This is a genomic window from Ghiorsea bivora (assembly GCF_000744415.1).
In the GTDB taxonomy this organism is placed as follows: Bacteria; Pseudomonadota; Zetaproteobacteria; order Mariprofundales; family Mariprofundaceae; genus Ghiorsea; species Ghiorsea bivora.
This window is the reverse complement of record NZ_JQLW01000005.1, coordinates 1-22,358: the sequence shown is the minus strand read 5'-3', so window position 1 is coordinate 22,358 and position 22,358 is coordinate 1. Positions and strand designations below refer to the sequence as shown.

Here is a 22,358-nt window from a genome sequence, read left to right as displayed (position 1 = left end):
CTGGAGAGTTATCTTGCGCCCAAGCATAACATGTAGCGGGCATTTCACAAAAGCAGGCTGTTTTGTTCAATCGGGTGATAATTATCGCATGCTAAATGAAGGGGGCTCGTTACTATGCGCCGCGATTTAAAAGGAGAAAGGTATGCGTAACATATTCATGTTGATAACGTTGTTGGGGTTTGCGGGACCGGCTGCTGCACAGGACTGGGCAGGTAATGCTGAATTGGGCTTTGTGCAAACGGGTGGTAATACGGATACAAGTTCACTAAATGTGAAAGGTAAAGCCATTAATGATGGTGATGATTGGCGCAGCACAGCTGAGGCAGGAGCATTACAATCCAAAGATGCTGGTGCTGTAACATCTGAGAAGTATAACTTTTCTATTCAGGAAGATTGGAAAGGATTGAGTCCAAGTTATTTGTTTGTTCGTTTTGCTTATGAGCAAGATAAGTTTGGTGGTTACAACAGTCGTATCAGTGAAACAGTGGGTTATGGTTTTGATATTCTTAAATCAGATGACAAACAGTGGAATGCAGAAGTTGGTGCAGGTGCCAGGCAAACTGAAGCTGTGGCAGGCGCAAAAATATCCGATACTGTAGTGCGCGCATCAACTGTGTTTAATTGGAAAATTAGTGAAACGGCAATCTTCTCGCAAGAGTTGAAAACGGAAGGTGGTAAAGAAGGTTATATCACCAACTCCGTCACAGCGCTTACCAACCAAGTGGCAGGAAACTTATCAAGCAAAGTTTCTTATGCAGTACAAAACAACTCAAAAGCACCAGTGGGAACCAAAGCATCGGATACAATTTTATCTGCTTCTTTGGTGTTTTCTTACTAAACGTCTAAATATAAAGGTAAAATAAAGGGAAAAAGGAGAGGGTGGCTTTGCCGCCCTTTTTTGTGCCGTAAAAACCCTATATTGTGTGTATCGACAATAGCCTGACTGTTGCATAAGCTTTCACAAGATTAAGGGAGGTCAGGTGACAGAACAACCGTTGTTATCATTGTTGGCAAAGCTTTTGCCAGCATCATCCTTACTGACCTCTGAAGAAGAGTTGAAACCCTATGAATGTGATGGTTTGTCGGTGTACCGTGGGCTGCCACTTGCTGTTGCCTTGCCTGAAACCATAACGCAAGCACAAGCTATTATTCAACTGTGCCAACAGCATCATACGCCGATTATTGCGCGAGGCGCAGGTACAGGTTTGGCTGGGGGTGCGATGCCAACCCAAGGTGCTGTGGTCTTATCATTAGCCAAGTTTAATAAGATATTGGATGTTGATTTGGCTAATCGTACAGCGACTGTACAGCCTGGCGTGCGAAACCTTGCAATTTCCGAAGCTGTGGCAACGCATGGTTTGTATTATGCCCCAGACCCGTCATCACAAATTGCGTGCACGATTGGTGGCAACGTGGCGGAAAATTCAGGCGGTGTACATTGTCTAAAGTACGGTTTGACCGTGCATAATGTTTTGGGTTTAAAATTTCTTACGATTGATGGTGAGTTGATTGAACTGGGTGGAAAGAACTTGGATGATGCAGGTTATGATTTACTGGCATTAATGCATGGTTCGGAAGGTTTGTTGGGGGTCATGGTGGAGGTGACAGTGAAACTTTTGCCTAAACCTGAAGTCGCCAAGGTTTGTATGGCTGTGTTTGATGATATTGAAAAAGCAGGTCAGGCTGTATGTAATATTATTTCTGAAGGTATTGTGCCTGCGGGTTTAGAGATGATGGATCATTTGGCTATTCAAGCTGCTGAAGCCTATGCCAAGGTGGGTTACCCTACGGATGCGCAGGCCATTGTATTGTGTGAAATTGATGGCACAGAACATGGTGTTATGGATTTTATCGAAAAGGTTGAAATTGTTTTAAGAAAAGCAGGTGCGGTAGATACCCAAGTGTCTAAAGATGAAAAGCAACGTTTGCAATTTTGGGCAGGGCGAAAAGCAGCGTTTCCTGCGGTAGGGCGTTTGGCTCCTGATTATTATTGTATGGATGGCACTATTCCCAAAGCAAGACTGGCAGAAGTTTTAAAGCAAATATCAGCGTGGTCTGATGAATTTGGTTTGCCTGTTGCCAATGTATTTCATGCAGGTGATGGCAATATGCATCCCTTAATTTTATATGATGCCAATAAATCAGGTGAACTAGAGAAAACAGAGGCCTTTGGTCAAAAGATTTTACAATTATGTGTGCAGGTGGGTGGTACGATTACAGGTGAGCATGGTGTTGGCGTAGAAAAACTGGATTCGATGTGTGTGCAATTTGGAGTACTGGAATTAAGTCAGTTTCATGCGGTGAAAGATGCATTTGATGCCGAGGGTTTGTTGAACCCTGGTAAAGCAGTGCCAACCTTGCATCGCTGCGCAGAGCTTGGGCGAATGCATGTGCATAATGGACAATTGCCACACCCTGAACTGGAGCGGTTTTAATGATATTGAACCGCAGAGAACGCAAAGTTTCGCCGAGTATTGATGATGAGTGATAAGACGCTGGAATTACAGAGGCAAGTGCAAGAAGCTTATGCCTCAGATACTGCATTAAACATTATCGGTGGTGATAGTAAATCGTGGTATGGGCGAGAGCCTGTGGGTGAACTTTTACATGTTCGTGAACACCAAGGTGTGGTGAATTATATGCCTAGCGAATTGGTGATTACGGTACGTGCTGGAACAAGGTTAGCGGATATTGCCGTAGCCTTGGATGAACATGGTCAGCGTTTACCCTTTGATCCACCATATTTTGGAGAAAAGGCGACCATTGGTGGTACGGTTGCATGTAACTTTTCAGGGCCAAGAAGACCTTATGCAGGCTCATGTCGTGATTATGTATTGGGTTGCACCATGCTGAATGGTAAAGGTGAGAAGCTAAGGTTTGGTGGCGAAGTGATGAAAAATGTGGCGGGTTTTGATGTGTCCCGCTTGATGGCAGGAAGCCTTGGTACATTGGGTGTTTTGCTTGATATATCGCTCAAAATTTTACCCCATCGTTTGGCAGAGCAGACTGTAGTGATTGATGCAGGTTTTGCGCAAGCCATAAAACTGATGAACCATTGGGCTGGTACACCGTTGCCCGTGACGGCAATGTGCGCAGATGGTAATATGGGTTACTTTAGGATTTGTGGTACACCATCGGCTGTGGCGCGAAGCATGCAAGAGATTGGTGGTAGTTTATTTGATGATGGTAAAAACTTCTGGAAAGATTTGAGGGAACATCAACTGGATTTCTTTGAAACGGATAAGGTGTTGTATCGATTGTCTGTGCCGCCTGCTGCTTCATTTGAACTGCTTGATGACACGCAAACCAGTGATTGGTTTGTCGGCTGGGGTGGTGCGCAGCGTTGGTTGAAATCGAACTTGCCTTTTGAACGCGTGCAAACGTATGCCAAAGCTTTGGGTGGGCATGCCAGAATCATGCGTGGTGGTGATAGAACAGAAGAAGTGTTTGCTCCATTGCAACCTGCACTGATGAAGTTGCATCAAAAGCTCAAACATAGCTTTGACCCCAAAGGTATTTTAAATGCTGGGCGCATGTATAAGGATTTATAATGCAAACCAATATTCCACAATCCATTTTAGATACACCACAAGGCAAAGAAGCCAATGATATTTTACGCTCTTGTGTGCATTGCGGTTTTTGTACTGCAACCTGCCCAACCTATCAAGCGTTGGGTGACGAGTTGGATGGTCCGCGCGGTCGTATTTATTTGATTAAAGAAATGTTGGAAGGCGGTGAGGTTACCGAAAGAACACAGCAACATTTGGATAGATGTCTCACATGTAGGGCTTGTGAAACCACTTGCCCATCGGGCGTGGAATTCGCACATCTTGCAGAGATTGGTAAAGCCATGGTGGAAGAAAAAGTGCAACGTCCATTCAAGCAAAGGTTGTTGCGTAGTGCATTGGTTAAAGTGTTGCCCAGCAGAACCTTGTTTTCCACGCTTTTGGGTTTAGGGCGACTGTTTCGACCTGTTTTGCCATTAGAACTTAAGCAAAAGATACCAAAATCGAAAAAAACCGTAGGTTTCCCTAAAAAAGAGCATTTAAGAAAAGTTTTATTGATTGAAGGTTGCGTGCAACCCGCCATGTCGCCTGAAATTGATGTGGCAGCAGCGCATGTTTTGGATAAATTGGGTATTCAAACATTGCGACTTCTGCAAGCGCAATGTTGCGGTGCAGTAGAAAATCATTTGAATGCAAAAGATGCAGCGCTCAAACGCGTACGCTTAAATATTGATTTATGGATGCCGTTTGTTGAATTGGGTGTGGAAGCTATTTTATCCACGGCAAGTGCATGTGCTTTAGAAATTAAAGAATACGGTCACCTGCTTAAAGATGATCCTGAATATGCAGAAAATGCCAAGATTATCTCCGATAAAGCCAAAGATATTGTGCAAGTTTTGAGCGAAGAAGATTTGAGTCAGTTCAAATTGACTCAAACCAAGCGTATTGCCTTTCATGCACCATGCACTTTGCAACATGGGCAACAATTAAATGGCAGTGTGGAAAGCATATTAACAGGTTTGGGTTACGAGCTGATGCCTGTTGCCGATGCGCATTTGTGCTGTGGTTCATCAGGAACCTATTCAATACTGCAGCCTAAACTTTCACAAACTTTACGCGATAATAAGTTGATGAACCTTATGCAACATAAGCCGCAAATCATAGCCACAGCCAATATAGGGTGTTTGCATCATTTGGCCGCAGGTGCTAACGTAGAAATAGTACATTGGGTTACGCTGCTTAATACCGAGGGTTAAATATGAAACATGCACTCCTACTGTTGGCTTTTTGTGTGCTATCAAGCGCAGTTCAAGCTAAGGAGTGTGTATATATCAATTCTTACCATGCGGGTTACGCTTGGAGTGATGCGATTGAACAAGAGGTGCGCCAAGGTTTGCAAGGCCAGTGTCATTTAACGGTATTTTATATGGATACCAAACGGCATACTTCAGAAGTTTATGGCAAGCAAAAGGCGCTGGAAGCAAGACAGCTTATTACCCGCATTAACCCAGATGTTGTTTTGGTCTCCGATGACAATGCATCCAAATATTTGGTGAAACCCTACTACCAAGGTAACGCTATCCCTTTTGTGTTTTGCGGTATCAACTGGACCGCTGAGGCTTATGGTTATCCTTATTCTAATGCAACGGGTATGATTGAAGTCTCGCCTATTCAAGCCATTTTGCGCGCAGCACGTGAAAGTTTGGATGATGTAAATGATGTGTTTTTTATTGGTGTTAAAGGTGTGGCGACGGATAGCAAAGAATTTCATTGGTTGAAAAAGATATATGCCCAAGAAGGTGTGCAAGTACGAGCGATGTTTGTTGATAATGTGCAGGCTTGGAAACAAGCGTATTTGGCTGGACAATCGGCAGACATGATTGTGCTCAATAATGTTGCTGGCATTGCAGATTGGGATAAGCAACTGGTGCAACAGTTTGTGCAACAACATGCACAGACATTCACTGTAACCACCTATGACTTTATGACACCATACACCATGTTTGCGATGACCAAAATTGCGCAAGAGCAAGGGGACTGGATGGTGCAGCTGGCAATACATGTGTTGCAAGGTAAACCATTGCGTCGCATTCCTGTGGTTGCCAATCGACGTTGGGAAACGTTTGTAAATCTTAAGTTATTAAACAAAGCAAATATACATCTTCCTGCGGAGATATTATTTAAAGCAGTGAAAGTTTCACCATGAAAACAGAATCCCACCCAGTGTTGCTGATTAGCCTGATACTGGGTGCAGTGTTAACACTGGGTATGATGTTTTTTGCTTTTATGTATCTATTGGGTTTAGAAAAAAATAAGTTTGAACAATACCATAATCATGTGGTTGAACATATTGAAATGCGTATGGCACAAATACGCAATGAGTTGAGTGGATTGACGGCTTCCTTGTATGCGGCAAATGGTATTGAAAGTGATACTTTACGTTTGAATGCTGAACACTTGTTTGCCAAGTACAATTTCGTTTCAACAGTGGTGTTTGCTCCCAAAATTTCACAACAGCAGCGTGATTCATTTGAGAATGAGATGCATGATGCAGGTTTTATTGATTACCAAATCGGTAATGATGATGGTAAGACATGGCAACCTTCACCAGCACGTGCGTATTATTTTCCGATTCGTTTTGTAGAGCCTTATGATGTATCTCATGTGCCACTGTTGGGTTTAGATTTGTTAGGACAACCTTTATTGGCGGAAACCTTACATGATGTGATTACAGGTGATGAGGTGATATCGCTGGTGATGCGCTTGGATGAACAAATACCGCGTTTATGGATGTTTGAGGCATTGTATGCAGGTTATGTTGGTGTATCAGACCCCTATTTTCAGCAAAATCGAACAGACTTGGTGAATGCCGTGCTTGGAATGGGTTTGGATATAGAGACGTTGTTGGCGCCTGCGTCAGTACCGAATGATACCAGTGTCTCTGTTGTCGTCTATCAGCCTGCAGAAGGTCGCCCGTTTACTTTTAATTTTGCTTCTGTGACAGAACCTGCATGGTGGTCGGGTTTTATGCTTGAGCAAACAACACCGCATATTTTAGGGCAGGATATTGCGGTAAACACGACGCATGTTGTGTATTGGTTTGATCGTAATTTTTTGTTTTTTTACTTAAGTGGTGCTTTGGGTATTGGTTTAACTATTTTATTGGTGTTCACTTTGCGCCAATTGGTAGGTAGCGAGGAAAGAAAACACGCGATTTTGGAGATGGCCTCGGATGCTGTAATTAATATTGACCATCAAGGCAAGGTGTTGGATGTAAATCCTGCTGCGGAGAAACTGTTTACATGCCGCGGTTATAAGCTACAAGGTAAATATGTGTATGACTTGTTTGCTTTTCCTCAATGGGCGCATGAAGAGCCGAGTTTTGCCGCTTTTGTGCATAAACATCCCATGTTGTTGCAGGGGGTGCAAGAGGTGAAGGCTGGTTTACTGGCAGAAAAGGATAAATGCACAGAGGTTAGTATATCCGAAGTGTATGGGGTGGGGAAACAGACCTTATTCACGTTGTTTGCGAGAGATGTAACTGAGCGAAAACGTTTACAGAAACAATCTGAGCATACGCAACGCTTGGAAAGTTTGGGTGTATTGGCAGGAGGCATTGCGCATGACTTTAATAATTTATTGACTGTGATTATGGGGCATGCGGGTATGGCCATGCAAAAGTTGAAACATGAGCCGAAGTTACAGCAACATTTGCAACAGGTTGTCAAAGCCAGTGAAAATGCTGCGGCACTTTGTGAGCAAATGCTTGCTTATTCTGGCAAGGGTGCATTTTTTGTGAAACGATTGGATATTTCACAAACAGTGAAGGGTATATCGCAGCTGTTATCGGCGACAGTGAATAAATCGGTTAAAGTTGAGATGCGTTTGATGACTGATTTACCTAAAGTTGAGGGTGATGTAGGGCAAATTCAACAGGTGATTATGAACTTGATTATCAATGCATCTGAAGCCATTTCGGAACATAAAGGTGTGGTGCGGGTACAAACAAGTAAGGTTGATTTGAATCAAATGATGATTGAAGCATTGGTTGAAGGTGAAGCGATGCAAGCTGGGGTGTTTGTGAAGTTAACGGTTGAGGATACGGGTTGCGGCATGGATGCAGTTACGTTACAAAAAATATTTGACCCTTTTTTTACAACCAAGTTTACGGGTAGAGGTTTAGGCATGAGTGCTGTTTTGGGTATTATGCGGGGGCATCATGGTGGGTTACATGTGGTATCAAAGGTCGGCAAAGGTACTACTTTTGAGGTGTTCTTTCCTGTAGCTAAGGAGCATTAACCACATGTTCAAATGGATTTCCAATCATATGGCAGCCTTAACCTTGGCTTGTGCTGTTGTGGCATATTTTTATCCACCTGTGTTTTTGTTGGTTAAAGATTATTTCTTGTGGTTATTTGCGATTACCATGTTTGCTGTGGGGTTGGTATTGCCCTTAGACGAAGCCAAACAAGCGCTGCGTAGGCCACAATATATTACCATTGGTGTTATAAGTCAGTTTACAATCATGCCGCTCTTGGGTTTTGCTGCGGCATCCGTGTTGGTGGCTTTGGATTATCCAGCGGCATTAGCTTTGGGCTTTATTATTGTAGGTTGTGCGCCAGGTGCGATGGCAAGCAATGTGATGACATACCTTGCAGGCGGTGCTGTTGCTTTTTCTATTGGTATGACATTGATTGCAACCATGCTTTCACCACTGTTAACACCAGCCTTAATGCAGTGGTTAGGGGGCGTGTGGTTGCCGATTCCGTTTTGGCCTATGATGCAAACGATTTTTTTGATTGTTGTTTTACCCTTGTTTGTGGCGATGTTGCTTAAACCCAAGCTTGAAACTTGGCATCATCAGATTGAAGATGTTGCGCCTGCATTGGCATCTATCGCCATTATTATCATTTGTAGTTATGCTGTGGCAGCCAATCAGGAGCGAATTTCGCAGCTGACGGCTTGGGTGGCTGCGTTGGTTATCATGGTGAATGCTTTGGGTTATGTATTTGGTTATGTGGTGGCGACACTGTTTCATTTTAAAACCAGCTATAAAATCACCTTGGTCATTGAGATTGGTATGCAAAATGCGGGGTTGGGTGTGGCTTTGGCACTGGCTCATTTTGAGCCACAGACGGCATTGCCCGCAGCTCTGTTTGCAGTGTGGTGCATTGTAACCACAGCGGCTTTGACGGCCGTGTTAAGGCGGCAAAAAACGGGTGTGGTTTTGCCTGTATGAGGAAGAGAACATGAAAAAGATTTACTTTCCATATATCGCAGTGGTTTTAAGTTTAACATTTATGCCCATTATTGTTTTAGGCAATATGGTTGACAATAATGGTGCAAGGGCAGTGCCGCTTTTGAGTTTGTTGGTGATGAATGAATTTGCATTTTTCGTATCTATTGCAGGGCTTTATATTGGTATTCAGCAGATTCGAGCCGTAGGTTTCACATTGCTTTATGGCTTGGCAACCATGCTTTGTTTAGCATTCACTGTGCAGTTCACGGTATTAGGTATGCAACTTTGGCCGACGTGATTTTGGAGTATCCCTAAACAGCTTGAGGGTGCATCACGTACATTTATCTATAATGTATCGAATTAAATCTTTTATGAGAGGTAAGACATGACATCATCATTTCACCCACCACAACGTACACTGATGGGACCAGGTCCTTCAGATGTGAACCCACGTATTTTAGAAGCCATGAGTCGTCCAACGATTGGTCATTTGGATCCTTTGTTTGTGCAAATGATGGATGAAATGAAAGGGCTTTTGCAATATGCCTTTCAAACCAAAAATGAACTAACCATTCCCGTGTCAGCACCAGGATCTGCTGGTATGGAAACATGTTTTGTGAACCTTGTTGAAGCAGGAGATACAGTGATTGTATGCCAAAATGGTGTATTTGGCGGACGCATGAAAGAAAACGTGGAACGTTGTGGTGCTACTGCAGTCATGGTTGAAGATGAATGGGGGCAAGCTTGTGACCCTGCGAAACTGGAGGCTGCACTTAAAGCGCATCCTGAAGCAACAACGGTTGCTTTTGTGCATGCTGAAACTTCAACGGGTGCAACGACAGATGTGAAAGCGATGTGCGATTTGGCTCATGCCCATGATTGTTTGACTATTGTGGATGCAGTGACTTCATTGGGTGGTACAGAACTTCGTGTGGATGATTGGGGCATTGATGCGATTTATTCGGGCACACAAAAATGTTTGTCTTGTACGCCAGGTTTATCACCTGTGTCATTTAGCCAAGCATCGGTTGAACGTATTCAAAATCGTAAAACCAAAGTACAAAGCTGGTTTTTGGACTTGAATCTTGTCATGGGTTATTGGGGTAAAGGTGCCAAACGTGCCTACCATCATACTGCACCAATTAATGCATTGTATGCATTGCATGAATCCTTGGTTTTATTGCAAGATGAAGGGTTAGAAAATGCATGGGCGCGTCATGCCAAACATCACAATGCACTCAAAGCAGGATTGGAAGCTTTGGGTTTAACCTTTGTTGTTCCTGAAGCAGACCGTTTGCCGCAATTAAATGCAGTGACTATTCCTGATGGTGTGGATGATGCACAAGTGCGTGGTATGTTGCTTAATGATTATAACCTTGAAATTGGTGCGGGTCTTGGTGTAATGGCTGGTAAAGTATGGCGTATTGGTTTAATGGGTTATGCTTGCCGTAAAGATAATGTACTTAAATGTGTGTCTGCATTGGGTGAAGTATTGGGTCGTGTTGGCGCGAATGTGGATGCTCAAAAAGCTATGGCAGCAACTTTAGCATCATACGGCGAATAAGAAGCATGTGGGGCTAACACCCTAGGGTGCTCTCTCTGGCTTTGCCATTCACCTTGAGCCCCCTTCCATGGACTTGTAAATAGGAAGTGCGACTTTAGTCGCGCCATTGATTGGAGAATAAATGACAGATTTACTAAAAACACCACTCTTTGATGAGCATGTGAAGCTGGGTGGTAAAATCGTACCATTTGCGGGTTATGAATTGCCTGTGCAATACAAAAACGGTGCCCTTAAAGAATATACTGCGGTTCGTGATGGCGAAGCGGGTATTTTTGATATCACACATATGGGGCAAGTTCGTATTCAGGGCAAAGGTGCTTTGAATTTCTTGCAATATGTGACCACCAATGATGTGTCCAAACTTGTGGATGGGCAGGTGCAATATTCTGCATTGCTCAACGAACAGGGTACATTTATTGATGATATCACCACCTATAAAATCGATGATGAGAACTACTATTTGTGCATCAATGCGGCGAATCGCTATAAAGATGTGGTGCATTTGCAGACTGAGGCAGCGAATTTTGATGTGACCGTCACTGATGAATCTGACGACACCACATTGCTGGCATTGCAGGGTGCAAAAGCACAAGCTGCATTGCAAACCATTGTTGGTTTTGATTTGGAAGCCATTGGTTATTATAAGTTTGCTAGAGGTCAGATTTCCAGTTCGGGTGGCATTGTGTCGCGCACGGGTTATACGGGTGAAGATGGTTTTGAAATTTATATCCCAAACAGTATTGCCGTGGATGTTTGGAATGCTTTGCTTGAACAAGGTGCGGTGCCGATTGGTCTAGCTGCGCGTGATATGTTGCGTACAGAAATGGGTTATGCCCTTTATGGTCATGAAATTTCGGATGTAGTGACCCCTGTTGAAGCCAAATTAATGTGGATTACCAAATTGGATAAGGGCGACTTTATTGGGAAAGTAGCTGTTGAAAAACGCAAAGCAGAAGGCGCACAGAAAAAGTTGATTGCCTTGAAATTGGTAGGTCGCGGAATTCCACGCGAACATTATAAAGTGTTTGTGGATGGTGAAGAAAGCGGTGAAATCACATCGGGCATGTTTTCACCATTGGCAGGTGGCGGCGTGGCTTTGGCATATGTGAAACCTGAGCACATGACAGAAGGACAATTAGCTGTTGAAATACGCGGCAAACAAATTGAGGCTGAACGTACAAAAACACCATTTGTGCGTTCCAATGTGAGGAAATAATATGTCAATACCAACGGACTTGAAATATACCAAAGACCATGAATGGGTGCGCATCGAAGGTGATACGGCAACATTTGGTGTGTCTGACCATGCCCAAGAAGCACTTGGCGACATAGTGTTTGTTGAGCTACCTGATGTGGGGCGCAGTGTAGATGCTGGAGAAGCTTATGGTGTTGTTGAATCCGTAAAAGCTGTGTCGGATGTGTATGCACCAGTGGCAGGTGAAGTGATTGAAGTAAATGAAGCGCTAGAAGGTGAGCCTGACTTGGTAAACTCTGACCCTTATGGGGCAGGTTGGATTGTTAAGGTGAAGGTTAGCGATAATAATGCTTCTGCTGAGTTAATGAACCCTGAAGAATATACTGAATTTTTAGACGACTAATTCACCACGAAAAACGGGAAGAACACGAAGGTTTTTGCTTTTGTGTTCTTTTGTTTTGGTGGTTTGAGAGATAAATCATGCGATATTTACCCCATACCGATAGTGATAGACAAGCCATGCTGGAAAGCATGGGACACAGCCATATTATGGAGCTGTTTGCTGATATCCCTAGTGAATTTCATACCAAACTAGGCAGTCTTAATCTGCCTGATGCTTTGTCTGAAGCGGGCATTGTAAAAAAGTTTACCAAAGCGGCGGAAAAGAATAGGCATGCAGGCAATACCCGCTGTTTCTTAGGCGGCGGTACGTATCATCATTTTGTGCCTGCGGTGGTGGATTATGTGATTTCGCGTGGTGAGTTTTTAACTGCTTACACACCTTATCAACCAGAAATTGCCCAAGGCACATTGCAAGCTTTGTTTGAATACCAAACCATGATTGCACGACTTACAGGTATGGATGTATCCAACGCATCCATGTATGAAGCAGCAACGGCAACGGCTGAAGCAGCACTGATGGCGCGCCGTGTTACGCGTAAAACGCGTACTGTGATTGCAGGTTCAGTGAATCCGCGCTACCGCAGAGTTACTGAGAACTATTTATCCCGTCTTGAAGGTGACTATGTTGAAGTGGGCATGGGTAAGTTTGGCACGGATTTAAGCAAAGTGATTGCTGAGATTGATGAGAAAACAGCATGTGTAATTGTGCAATACCCTGATTTCTATGGCTCTGTTTATGATTTGGCACCATTGCGTGAAGCATGTGATGCCAATAAATGTTTGATGGTGGTCGCATTTTCTGATGTGAGTGCATTTGGTTTGATTGAATCACCGGGTGCATATGGCGCTGATATTGTGGTGGGTTCAGGGCAGGCGTTGGGTATTCCTATGGCGTTTGGTGGCCCACATTTGGGTGTGTTTGCTTGTAAACAGAAGTATCTGCGTCAAATGCCAGGGCGTGTTTGTGGTTTGACCACCGATGCTGACGGTAAACGTGGTTTTGTGCTTACATTATCCACCCGCGAACAACATATTCGCCGCGAAAAAGCGACATCGAATATTTGTACCAACCAAGGTTTGATGTGTACTGCAGCTGCAACGTATATGACGCTGATGGGTGATGCAGGTTTAGCAACAGTAGCCAATCATTCGGCTGCTGCTTTGGACTTATTGGTATCGAAGTTACCAAGTTCTGTGAGCGCAGCCGATGGTGCACACTACAATGAAACCGTATTAAGTTTTGAAAGCAAAGAAAAACGTGATGCATTTATCGCAGAAGCTCGCAAACAAGACATTTTTGCAGGTATTCCACTGGAAACCATTGAGAAAGATTCCGATGGTAAACATTTGTTGGTGGCAACCACAGAAATGATTGAGGGTGCCGACATCAACGACTATATCTCTGCAATGGAGGTGGCATCATGAGTGATAACATGCATAAATATTCAGCCACATCAGGTATCCAGCAAGAAGAACCTTTATTGTTTGAACATGCCCATGAAGCACCTGAATCCATCAGTCTACCTGGTGTGCAAGGCAACGCACCAAGTAGTTTGGATGCATTTAAACGTAAAAAGGCTGCCAATATTCCAGGATTATCCGAGCCTGAAACAGTTCGCCATTTTGTGCGCTTAAGCCAATGGAATCACGGCATTGAAACAGGTTTTTATCCACTGGGTTCTTGCACCATGAAATACAATCCGCGTGTGAATGAACAAATTGCCCGTTTGCCAGGTTTGGCGCATGTACACCCCGACCAACCTGAAGATTCAGTGCAGGGTATTTTGGGTTTATTGCATGAGTTGCAAGGTTGGTTGGCTGAAATTTCAGGCTTTACGGATGTGACTTTGCAACCTGCAGCAGGTGCGCACGGCGAACTTGTGGGTTTGATGATGATTCGCAAATGTTTGGATGCGCGTGGTGAGCAAAAGCGTAAAAAAGTGCTTGTGCCTGATTCAGCACACGGCACCAACCCTGCATCAGCAGCATTATGTGGTATGTACACGGTTGAAATCAAATCTGGTGCAGATGGACGCATCGACCTTGATGAATTGAAGAAACATTTGGATGATGATGTTGCTGCCCTCATGATGACCAACCCGAACACGGCGGGCACATTTGAATCTGACATCAAAGAAATTTGCCAGCTTGTGCATGATGCAGGTGGGCTTGTGTATGGTGATGGTGCAAATTTGAATGCACTTGTTGGCGTAGCGCGACCTGGTGATATGGGTTTGGATTGTTTGCATATCAATGTGCACAAAACATTTTCAACACCGCATGGTGGCGGTGGACCAGGTGCAGGGCCAGTGGCTGTGAACGACACACTTAAACCATTCTTACCCGTGCCGCGCATTGAAAAACATGGTGATGTGTACACTGTGTTGACTGAAGATGAGCAATCCATTGGCACAGTATTGAGCACCTTGGGGCAATCGGGCGTGTATATGCGCGCCAATGCTTATATTTCCGCATTTGGACATAATCATATCCACAAAATTGCCCAAGATGCAGTGCTTAATGCCAACTATGTGTTGAGTCGTCTTAAAGATGTGTATCACGTACCGTTTGAAGGTTTGTGTAAACATGAGTGTTTGCTCACCGATGAATGGCAAAATAAACATGGCGTAAAAACCTTGGATATTGCCAAACGATTGATTGATTTGGGCTTCCATCCGATGACGGTTTATTTTCCACTCATTGTGCATGGTGCGATGCTGATTGAACCAACGGAAACGGAGTCCAAAGAAACATTGGATTCATTTTGTGATGCTATGCTTGAGATTGCAGCGCAATGCGAAGCAGGAGATACCCAAGCCTTGCATGATGCACCTATGCGACCCATCCGCCGCCGCTTGGATGAAACCCAAGCAGCACGGAAACCTGTGCTTGTTTGGCAAGATTAATAAGAGATAAAGGTGAGAGAGTATGATTAAAGTTCTAATGTTTTTATGCACGATTTTTTTTGCTTCAAGGCTGCTTTGAAGACTCCACCTATGAGCTAAAGAAGTATTATAAAGACCCCAACTCTCCAGCAGCAATTATGATGGGCGGGACTTATGCAGGTGTCGTTGATGAATTTGATTCACTGGACGAATGTAATGAGATGAAACTTCGAGTTGAGAAAGATGATAGGGATATAGGTTATTCGAACTCCCTGTTTGAATGCGAAGAGAAGTAATCATATTGCTGGCACTAAGTGTTCATTTCTTTGGCAGCAAAGAAACGAACCAAAGAAAGCTGCCCTAAATAGCTGCGTATCCCCTCACCAACAAACTAAAGCGGGCGCAAAATCAAAGCATTTTGCTTTATCCCTTCTTTAACTTGTTGATGAGGCGCAGCTATAGCAGGGGAATTACCCTGCGGAACTGTTGCGTCATGCAGCAACTCTCTACATTGTCATTCCCGCGCAGGCGGGAATCCACTTGTGCAATAGATTTCTGCCTGAGCGGGTAGTGACGGCCATTAAAACTCTGTGTTTCTCTGTGGTGAGTAATGACAAGCACAATCTAAAGCGTAAGCTTCGCCGTAATCCATTATATAAGAAGGTTTACTTGGCATGAGAAAATCAAAACAATCAGGTATGAACGCGCAAGAGCGTAAATCAGTGAGTGCATTATCCAGTATTTTTGCCCTAAGAATGATGGGGTTATTCTTAATTTTACCCGTATTCTCAACTTATGCACATGGGCTTGATGGTGCGCTTGAGCACCCAGAGTTGGTGGGTATTGCCCTCGGTGCGTATGGTTTGACGCAAGCCTTGTTTCAAATTCCCTTTGGTATGATGTCCGACAAATTTGGGCGTAAACCTGTGATTGCTGTAGGTATGGTCATTTTTGCCATGGGTAGTTTTATGGCGGGTATGTCGGATGACATTGTGGGCGTATTAATTGGTCGTGTGATTCAAGGTTCGGGTGCAGTGGCCGCGGCTGTGATTGCATTAACTGCCGACTTAACAAGAGAAGAACATCGCACCAAAGCCATGGCAAGCATTGGTATCACGATTGGTATGTCGTTTGCGGTGTCTATGGCGATTGCGCCTTTGCTCAATGAGTGGATTGGTGTGAATGGTATTTTCATGTTCACGGGTGGGTTATCGCTATTATCTATATTGGTATTGTATGTGGTGGTGCCTGACCCTGAAAACACGGGGCACCATTCAGACAGCGAAGTAACGTCGAGCATGTTTAAAGAAGTATTGCGTCACGGAGCATTGCTACGCTTGGATGTGGGCGTTTTGATTTTGCATATGAGTCTAACAGCGTTGTTTGTGGTGCTGCCTTTGGTTTTGGTTAGTGACAATTTATTGCCTTCTGCTGAACAATGGAAGTTGTATTTGCCTGTGATGTTGGTGGCGTTTATGTTGATGGTACCCTTTATTATCATTGCAGAAGCCAAGCGTAAAATGAAACAAGTGTTTTTATCAGCCATTGCCATGTTAATCATTGCTAGTCTTATGTTTGCTTGGGCGCATGACTCACTTTGGTGGGTTGCGGCTGCATTGTTGGTTTTCTTTACAGGATTTAATACGTTAGAAGCAAGTATGCCATCGCTTGTATCCAAATATGCGCCAGCAGGGGCAAAAGGTACGGCTGTGGGTGTATTTAATACATCGCAATTTTTTGGTGCATTTATTGGTGGGGTATTGGGTGGTTTCTTGTATGACCCGATTGCACAAAATTTTGCAACAGTGTTTTATGTGGTGGCGGCAATGTTGACAGTCTGGTGGTTGATTGCATTAACCATGGCACAACCGCCATATGTGGCGACCATTACTTTACGCGTGGATGCAAAAGATGAACAGCATGCGCAACGTATCACCGAACAATTGCTTGCGCTTGATGGTGTGGCAGACGTACGTGTGATTATTGATGAAGGTGCGGCGTATTGTAAGATTGATAAAAAAGTGATTGATGAAGACGAACTGGTGACCAAGGCAGCTGCGTTCATATAACTGGCAAGCCTTTTGCTTTGCCTCTCTATTACAGTTTATATTAGAGAGGTAAGTATGAAAAGTTTTTTTGAGTCAATGCTATGGAATTCACGGTATGTTGTGATGTTGGCCGTGGTGTCATCGATTGTAGGGATGTTGTTATTGTTTTTGTTATCTGCGGCAGATATGGCGCATTTGGCGATTGATTATATTGAGATGACATTCTTTGGTAAAGATTACCCTGATTTTCATACGCGAGCAGTCAGTCATATTATCACAGCGGTTGATGATTTTCTTCTCGCAACGGTTTTATTGATATTTGCGCTTGGATTGTATGAATTATTTATTGATAAGATTGAGATTGCACACGGCGATAAATCGTCGAGCAATATTTTAGTCATCAATACACTTGATGATTTGAAGGATCGTTTGGGCAAAGTGATTTTGATGATTTTGATTGTTGCCTTCTTTAAAAATGTGCTGCATGTGACGTTTGATGACCCTTTAAACATATTATATATGGGTGCTGGTATTTTAATGGTTTCACTGGCGAGTTATTTTAGTCATAAGTCAAGTGCAAAACATTAAAGTTCATGGATAAAGAGTATAGGCATATCTTGTTGAAGAAGGTGCTGGATGCATTGCTGCTCACAGTTACCTTGGTGGCAGTGGGCGCACCCTTTTGGAAGGCTGCGCCTGATTGGTTGGGTGTGAGTATACTTTTTCTGTTTGTTTTTCTTTTCTTTTTGCGCTGGTATGTTTCTGATGATAAACATGGTTATTTAAGAGCCAATTGGTTGGATTTGGTGTTGGTGGTGTTGCTATCTTCTCCCTTTTTACGTTTGTTGGTGGCATTTAAAGTTGCTGGATTAGCCCCTGTATTACGTTTGAGTACGGTATTTCGTAAAAACAGGCATAGGTTGCTGCATATGCTGGTGTTATCGGGCGAGAGTTTGCCAGCTGCTTTGGCGCTTGTGTTTGGCGTGGTGTTTTTGTTCGGTGCAGGTATGTTTCTTTTGGAGCAAGATATAAACCCCTCTTTTTCAACAGTGAGCGATGGTTTATGGTGGGCGTTTGTTACGCTTACAACCGTGGGTTATGGCGATATTGTGCCGATTACACCTCCTGGCAGAATATTGGCAGTGATGACCATGCTTTTTGGCATAACGCTTTATTCATTGATGATTGCAAATTTAACCTATTTTGTAGAACAAATAAGCTCAGGCGATGCCGATAAAGGCAGTGGGAATAAGAGGCTAAGAAAAAAGTTGACAGCCGATGTGCTCGCCCCTAAGGTTCGCCGCCCTCGGAAGCTGCGTCTTAAAAAAACAAAGATGTAAGTAGAGGAAAGTTTTAAGAGGTAACGATGCCAACTATCAATCAATTGATTCGCAAGTCTCGTAAAGATAAGCGAAAAATTAACAAAGTTCCTGCATTGCAAGCATGCCCACAACGTCGTGGTGTTTGTACGCGTGTTTATACAACGACACCCAAGAAGCCTAACTCGGCTTTGCGTAAGGTGGCTCGTGTTCGTTTGACCAATGGTCATGAAGTAACAGCATATATCCCAGGTGAAGGTCACCGTTTGCAAGAGCATAGTGTTGTGTTGATTCGCGGTGGACGTGTAAAAGATTTGCCAGGTGTTCGTTATCATGTATTGCGTGGTGTGTTGGATACTACGGGTGTTGAAGGCCGTAAGCAGGCTCGCTCGAAGTACGGCGCCAAGCGTCCGAAGTAAGAGAGGAATTAAGAAATGCCACGTAAAGGTCCCGTCACACGTCGTCCGTTAACTCCGGATGCAAAATTTGGTGATACAATTGTTTCAACAGTCGTGAATGCGATTATGTTGGATGGTAAAAAAGCAAAAGCTGAAGCTATTGTTTATGGTGCGATGGAAATTGCAGCTGCAAAATCAGGCGAAAAAGAGCTTGATATGATTCATAAGGCACTGGAAGCTATTCGCCCATTGGTTGAAGTTAAATCTCGCCGTGTTGGTGGTGCTACATACCAAGTGCCAATCGAAGTGTCTGACCGTCGTCAGCAATCATTGGCAGTGCGTTGGTTGATTGAATATTCACGCAAGCGTTCTGAGCAAACTATGGCGGAGCGTTTGGGCAATGAGCTTGTTGATGCAATCAATGAGCGTGGCGGTGCATATAAGAAGCGTGACGAAACACACCGTATGGCTGAAGCCAACAAGGCGTTTTCACACTTCCGCTGGTAAGTTAAGTTTGTCGCTAGCCGCTTGCGTAAAGTGGCATGGTTTGAAAAATTAAAAAAGATTTATATTGTTCTAAACAGTTTAGGTTAGAAGAGGAGTAGTATCGTGGCAAGACAGACACCACTAGAGCGTGTGCGTAACATTGGTATTATGGCGCACATTGATGCGGGTAAAACCACCATCACAGAGCGTATCCTTTTCTATACTGGCGTTTCGCATAAAATCGGTGAAGTTCACGATGGCGCGGCAACAATGGACTGGATGGAGCAAGAGCAAGAGCGTGGTATTACTATCACATCTGCAGCTACAACCTGTAGCTGGAACAACCATCATATTAATATTATTGATACACCTGGTCACGTGGACTTCACGATTGAAGTGGAGCGTTCTTTGCGTGTATTGGATGGCGCTGTAGGCGTTTTCTGTGCGGTGGGTGGCGTTCAGCCGCAATCTGAAACTGTTTGGCGCCAAGCTGACCGTTATAGTGTTCCGCGTATCGCATTCGTAAACAAAATGGACCGTACTGGTGCTGAATTCTTTCGCGTTGTAAGTGAAATTGAAACCCAACTTGGTCATAATGCTGTGCCGTTGAATGTGCCTATTGGTGCTGAAGATGGTTTTAAGGGTGTGATTGACCTTGTGAGCATGAAAGCATTTATTTGGAATGATGAAGCTATGGGCTCTGATTACTCGGTAGAAGAGATTCCTGCTGAGCTTCAAGATCAAGCTGATGAATATCGTGAAGTGTTGATGGATGCGGTATCTATGGTTGATGAAGAATTGATGGAGCTTCACTTAGAAGGTGAAGAGATTCCATTGGCACAACTTAAAAAAGCAATTCGTAAAGCGGTTCTTGATATATCAATTATCCCAGTGTTGTGTGGTACAGCATTTAAAAACAAGGGTGTTCAGACATTATTGGATGCAGTAACTGATTACATGCCTTCTCCAGTTGATGTTCCTGCTATTAAAGGTGTTAAAATTGATTCTGATGAAGAAGATTCTCGCCCGTCATCTGATGATGCGCCATTCTCTTCATTGGCATTTAAAGTCATGACTGACCCATTTGTGGGTGTGCTTACTTTCTTCCGTGTATATTCAGGTGTTTTGGAATCAGGCTCTTATGTATTGAACTCTGTGAAAAACAAACGTGAGCGTGTTGGTCGTATCTTGCAAATGCATGCAAATGACCGTAAAGAAATTAAAGAAGTTCGTGCGGGTGATATTGCAGCTGCTGTTGGCCTTAAAGCAACAACCACTGGTGATACACTTTGTGACATGGACAACCCAATTGTGCTTGAGCGCATGGAATTCCCAGAGCCGGTAATTTCGGTGGCGATTGAGCCTAAGACAAAAGCTGACCAAGAAAAAATGGGTGTTGGCCTTGGTAAATTGGCAGCAGAAGATCCTTCTTTCCGTGTTAAAACAGATGAAGAAACAGGTCAAACCATTATTTCTGGTATGGGTGAGCTTCACTTAGAGATTCTTGTGGATCGTATGCGTCGTGAATTCAACGTAGATGCCAATATTGGTAAGCCGCAAGTAGCATACCGTGAAACCATTCGTGGTTCTGGTAAGTTTGAAGGTAAATTTGTGCGTCAGTCTGGTGGTCGTGGTCAGTTTGGTCATGTTTGGTTGGAAATTGAACCATTAGAAGCCGGCGGCGGATTTGAGTTTGAAGACAAGATTACCGGTGGTGTGGTTCCTCGTGAATATATCCCGGCAGTAGGTAAAGGTTGTGAAGAAGCAATGAACAATGGTGTTCTTGCTGGTTTCCCAATGGTAGACATCAAAGTTGCCTTGGTTGACGGTTCTTATCATGATGTGGATTCCAATGAAATGGCGTTTAAAGTTGCTGCGTCTATGGGTTTCCGTAAAGGTTGTTCTGAATGTCAGCCAGTGATCCTTGAGCCAATGATGAAAGTTGAAGTGACAACACCTGAAGATTATATGGGTGATGTTGTTGGTGATTTGAATCGCCGCCGTGGTAAAATTCAAGGTATGAGTGATCGTGGTATTGCCAAGGTTGTTGATGCAGAAGTTCCATTGTCAGAAATGTTTGGTTATTCGACTGCTTTGCGCTCTATGTCGCAAGGTCGCGCAACATATACCATGCAGTTCGTACATTATGAAGAAGTCCCACGTAATATTACTGAAGAAATTATTGCAAGTGTGAAAGGTTAGGAGAGAGTAAATGTCTAAGGAAAAGTTTGAACGTAATAAACCGCATGTGAACATTGGTACCATTGGTCACGTGGATCATGGTAAAACCACATTGACAGCAGCAATCACCAAAGTATTGGCTGAAGCTGGTGGCGCAGAGTTTAAAGACTATGCAGACATCGATGGTGCTCCAGAAGAGCGTGAGCGCGGTATTACCATTTCAACTGCACACGTTGAATACGAAACAGCAACACGTCACTATGCACACGTTGATTGCCCAGGCCATGCTGACTATGTGAAAAACATGATCACTGGTGCTGCACAAATGGACGGTGGTATCTTGGTTGTATCGGCTGCAGATGGTCCAATGCCACAAACTCGTGAACATGTATTGCTTGCTCGCCAAGTAAATGTTCCTCACTTGGTTGTGTTCTTGAACAAAGCAGACATGGTTGATGACGAAGAGCTACTTGAATTGGTAGAAATGGAAGTTCGTGAACTTCTAGACTCTTACGATTTCCCAGGTGATGACATTCCAGTAATCACTGGTTCTGCGCTTAAAGCATTGGAAGGTGATACTTCTGAAATCGGTTCACAAGCTATTATGCGATTGATGGATGCTGTGGATTCTTATATCCCAACACCAGCACGTGATGTTGATAAACCATTCTTGATGCCAATCGAAGATGTGTTCTCAATCTCCGGTCGTGGTACTGTTGTAACAGGTCGTATCGAGCAAGGCGTATTGAATGTTGGTGACGACATTGAAATCGTTGGTATTCGTGACACAACAACAACAACTTGTACTGGTGTTGAAATGTTCCGTAAGCTTTTGGATCGTGGTGAAGCAGGCGACAACATTGGCGCATTGTTACGTGGTACCAAACGTGAAGACGTTGAGCGTGGTCAAGTATTGGCTAAGCCTGGTTCAATCACACCACACACTGAGTTCAAAGCTGAAGCATATATTTTGAACAAAGATGAGGGTGGTCGTCACACGCCATTCTTCGACGGTTACCGTCCACAGTTTTACTTCCGTACAACTGACGTGACTGGTTCTGTTAAGTTGCCTGAAGGCACTGAAATGGTAATGCCTGGCGATAATGTCGCTATGGACGTAACATTGATTACACCA

The 22,358-nt window shown here is 43.8% G+C and carries 20 protein-coding genes; all 20 read left to right on the top strand.

Features of this window, described 5'->3' with window-relative positions:
• Positions 1–142 precede the first annotated feature (142 nt).
• On the top strand, positions 143–838 hold the full coding sequence (locus DM09_RS00615) for a DUF481 domain-containing protein (protein WP_038246723.1): 696 nt from the start codon (positions 143–145) through the stop codon (positions 836–838).
• A gap of 142 nt (positions 839–980) precedes the next feature.
• Positions 981–2,435: an FAD-linked oxidase C-terminal domain-containing protein gene (locus tag DM09_RS00610; protein WP_232507709.1), complete on the top strand. Its 1,455-nt coding sequence runs from the start codon at positions 981–983 to the stop codon at positions 2,433–2,435.
• A gap of 45 nt (positions 2,436–2,480) precedes the next feature.
• Positions 2,481–3,551: a glycolate oxidase subunit GlcE gene (gene glcE / locus DM09_RS00605; protein ID WP_038247328.1), complete on the top strand. Its 1,071-nt coding sequence runs from the start codon at positions 2,481–2,483 to the stop codon at positions 3,549–3,551.
• Positions 3,551–4,762, top strand: a complete 1,212-nt coding sequence (glcF, locus tag DM09_RS00600) for a glycolate oxidase subunit GlcF (protein WP_038246717.1) — start codon at positions 3,551–3,553, stop codon at positions 4,760–4,762. The genes glcE and glcF overlap by 1 nt, the downstream gene beginning before the upstream one ends.
• 2 nt (positions 4,763–4,764) lie before the next feature.
• Positions 4,765–5,712, top strand: coding sequence for an ABC transporter substrate-binding protein (locus DM09_RS00595; protein ID WP_038246714.1), 948 nt, complete (start codon positions 4,765–4,767; stop codon positions 5,710–5,712).
• Positions 5,709–7,805, top strand: a complete 2,097-nt coding sequence (locus DM09_RS10930; protein ID WP_051937852.1) for an ATP-binding protein — start codon at positions 5,709–5,711, stop codon at positions 7,803–7,805. Before DM09_RS00595 ends, DM09_RS10930 begins: the two co-directional genes overlap by 4 nt.
• A gap of 4 nt (positions 7,806–7,809) precedes the next feature.
• Positions 7,810–8,745, top strand: a complete 936-nt coding sequence (locus DM09_RS00585; RefSeq protein ID WP_038246711.1) for a bile acid:sodium symporter family protein — start codon at positions 7,810–7,812, stop codon at positions 8,743–8,745.
• A 10-nt stretch (positions 8,746–8,755) separates the two neighbouring features.
• Entirely contained in the window at positions 8,756–9,043 is a 288-nt protein-coding gene (locus DM09_RS00580; RefSeq protein ID WP_038246708.1) for a hypothetical protein, read from the top strand.
• Between the two features lie 87 nt (positions 9,044–9,130).
• Positions 9,131–10,309, top strand: a complete 1,179-nt coding sequence (locus DM09_RS00575) for a pyridoxal-phosphate-dependent aminotransferase family protein (RefSeq protein ID WP_038246705.1) — start codon at positions 9,131–9,133, stop codon at positions 10,307–10,309.
• Positions 10,310–10,430: 121 nt separating this feature from the next.
• Positions 10,431–11,525 carry a glycine cleavage system aminomethyltransferase GcvT gene (gene gcvT / locus DM09_RS00570; RefSeq protein WP_038246700.1) on the top strand — a complete coding sequence of 365 codons (1,095 nt, stop codon included), beginning with the start codon at positions 10,431–10,433 and terminating at the stop codon, positions 11,523–11,525.
• Between the two features lies 1 nt (position 11,526).
• Positions 11,527–11,907 carry a glycine cleavage system protein GcvH gene (gcvH, locus tag DM09_RS00565; protein ID WP_038246696.1) on the top strand — a complete coding sequence of 127 codons (381 nt, stop codon included), beginning with the start codon at positions 11,527–11,529 and terminating at the stop codon, positions 11,905–11,907.
• Positions 11,908–11,984: 77 nt separating this feature from the next.
• The gene (gcvPA, locus tag DM09_RS00560; protein WP_038246693.1) at positions 11,985–13,331 is read left to right on the top strand and encodes an aminomethyl-transferring glycine dehydrogenase subunit GcvPA; all 1,347 of its coding nucleotides are present in this window, start codon (positions 11,985–11,987) and stop codon (positions 13,329–13,331) included.
• Positions 13,328–14,812 carry an aminomethyl-transferring glycine dehydrogenase subunit GcvPB gene (gcvPB, locus tag DM09_RS00555; RefSeq protein ID WP_099098476.1) on the top strand — a complete coding sequence of 495 codons (1,485 nt, stop codon included), beginning with the start codon at positions 13,328–13,330 and terminating at the stop codon, positions 14,810–14,812. Before gcvPA ends, gcvPB begins: the two co-directional genes overlap by 4 nt.
• 653 nt (positions 14,813–15,465) lie before the next feature.
• A complete protein-coding gene (locus DM09_RS00550; protein ID WP_038246686.1) occupies positions 15,466–16,860 on the top strand; it encodes an MFS transporter in 1,395 nt (464 codons plus the stop codon).
• A 54-nt stretch (positions 16,861–16,914) separates the two neighbouring features.
• Positions 16,915–17,427, top strand: a complete 513-nt coding sequence (locus DM09_RS00545) for a YqhA family protein (protein WP_038246684.1) — start codon at positions 16,915–16,917, stop codon at positions 17,425–17,427.
• Between the two features lie 5 nt (positions 17,428–17,432).
• Positions 17,433–18,179, top strand: a complete 747-nt coding sequence (locus DM09_RS00540) for a potassium channel family protein (RefSeq protein ID WP_051937850.1) — start codon at positions 17,433–17,435, stop codon at positions 18,177–18,179.
• Positions 18,180–18,205: 26 nt separating this feature from the next.
• Entirely contained in the window at positions 18,206–18,577 is a 372-nt protein-coding gene (gene rpsL, locus DM09_RS00535) for a 30S ribosomal protein S12 (protein WP_038246681.1), read from the top strand.
• A gap of 15 nt (positions 18,578–18,592) precedes the next feature.
• Positions 18,593–19,063 (top strand): 30S ribosomal protein S7, encoded by a 471-nt coding sequence (gene rpsG, locus DM09_RS00530; RefSeq protein ID WP_038246679.1) that lies wholly within the window; start codon positions 18,593–18,595, stop codon positions 19,061–19,063.
• A gap of 102 nt (positions 19,064–19,165) precedes the next feature.
• A complete protein-coding gene (gene fusA, locus DM09_RS00525) occupies positions 19,166–21,244 on the top strand; it encodes an elongation factor G (RefSeq protein WP_038246676.1) in 2,079 nt (692 codons plus the stop codon).
• 10 nt (positions 21,245–21,254) lie between these two features.
• Positions 21,255–22,358, top strand: a 1,104-nt coding sequence (tuf, locus tag DM09_RS00520) for an elongation factor Tu (RefSeq protein WP_038246674.1), incomplete at its 3' end; no start/stop codon positions are given.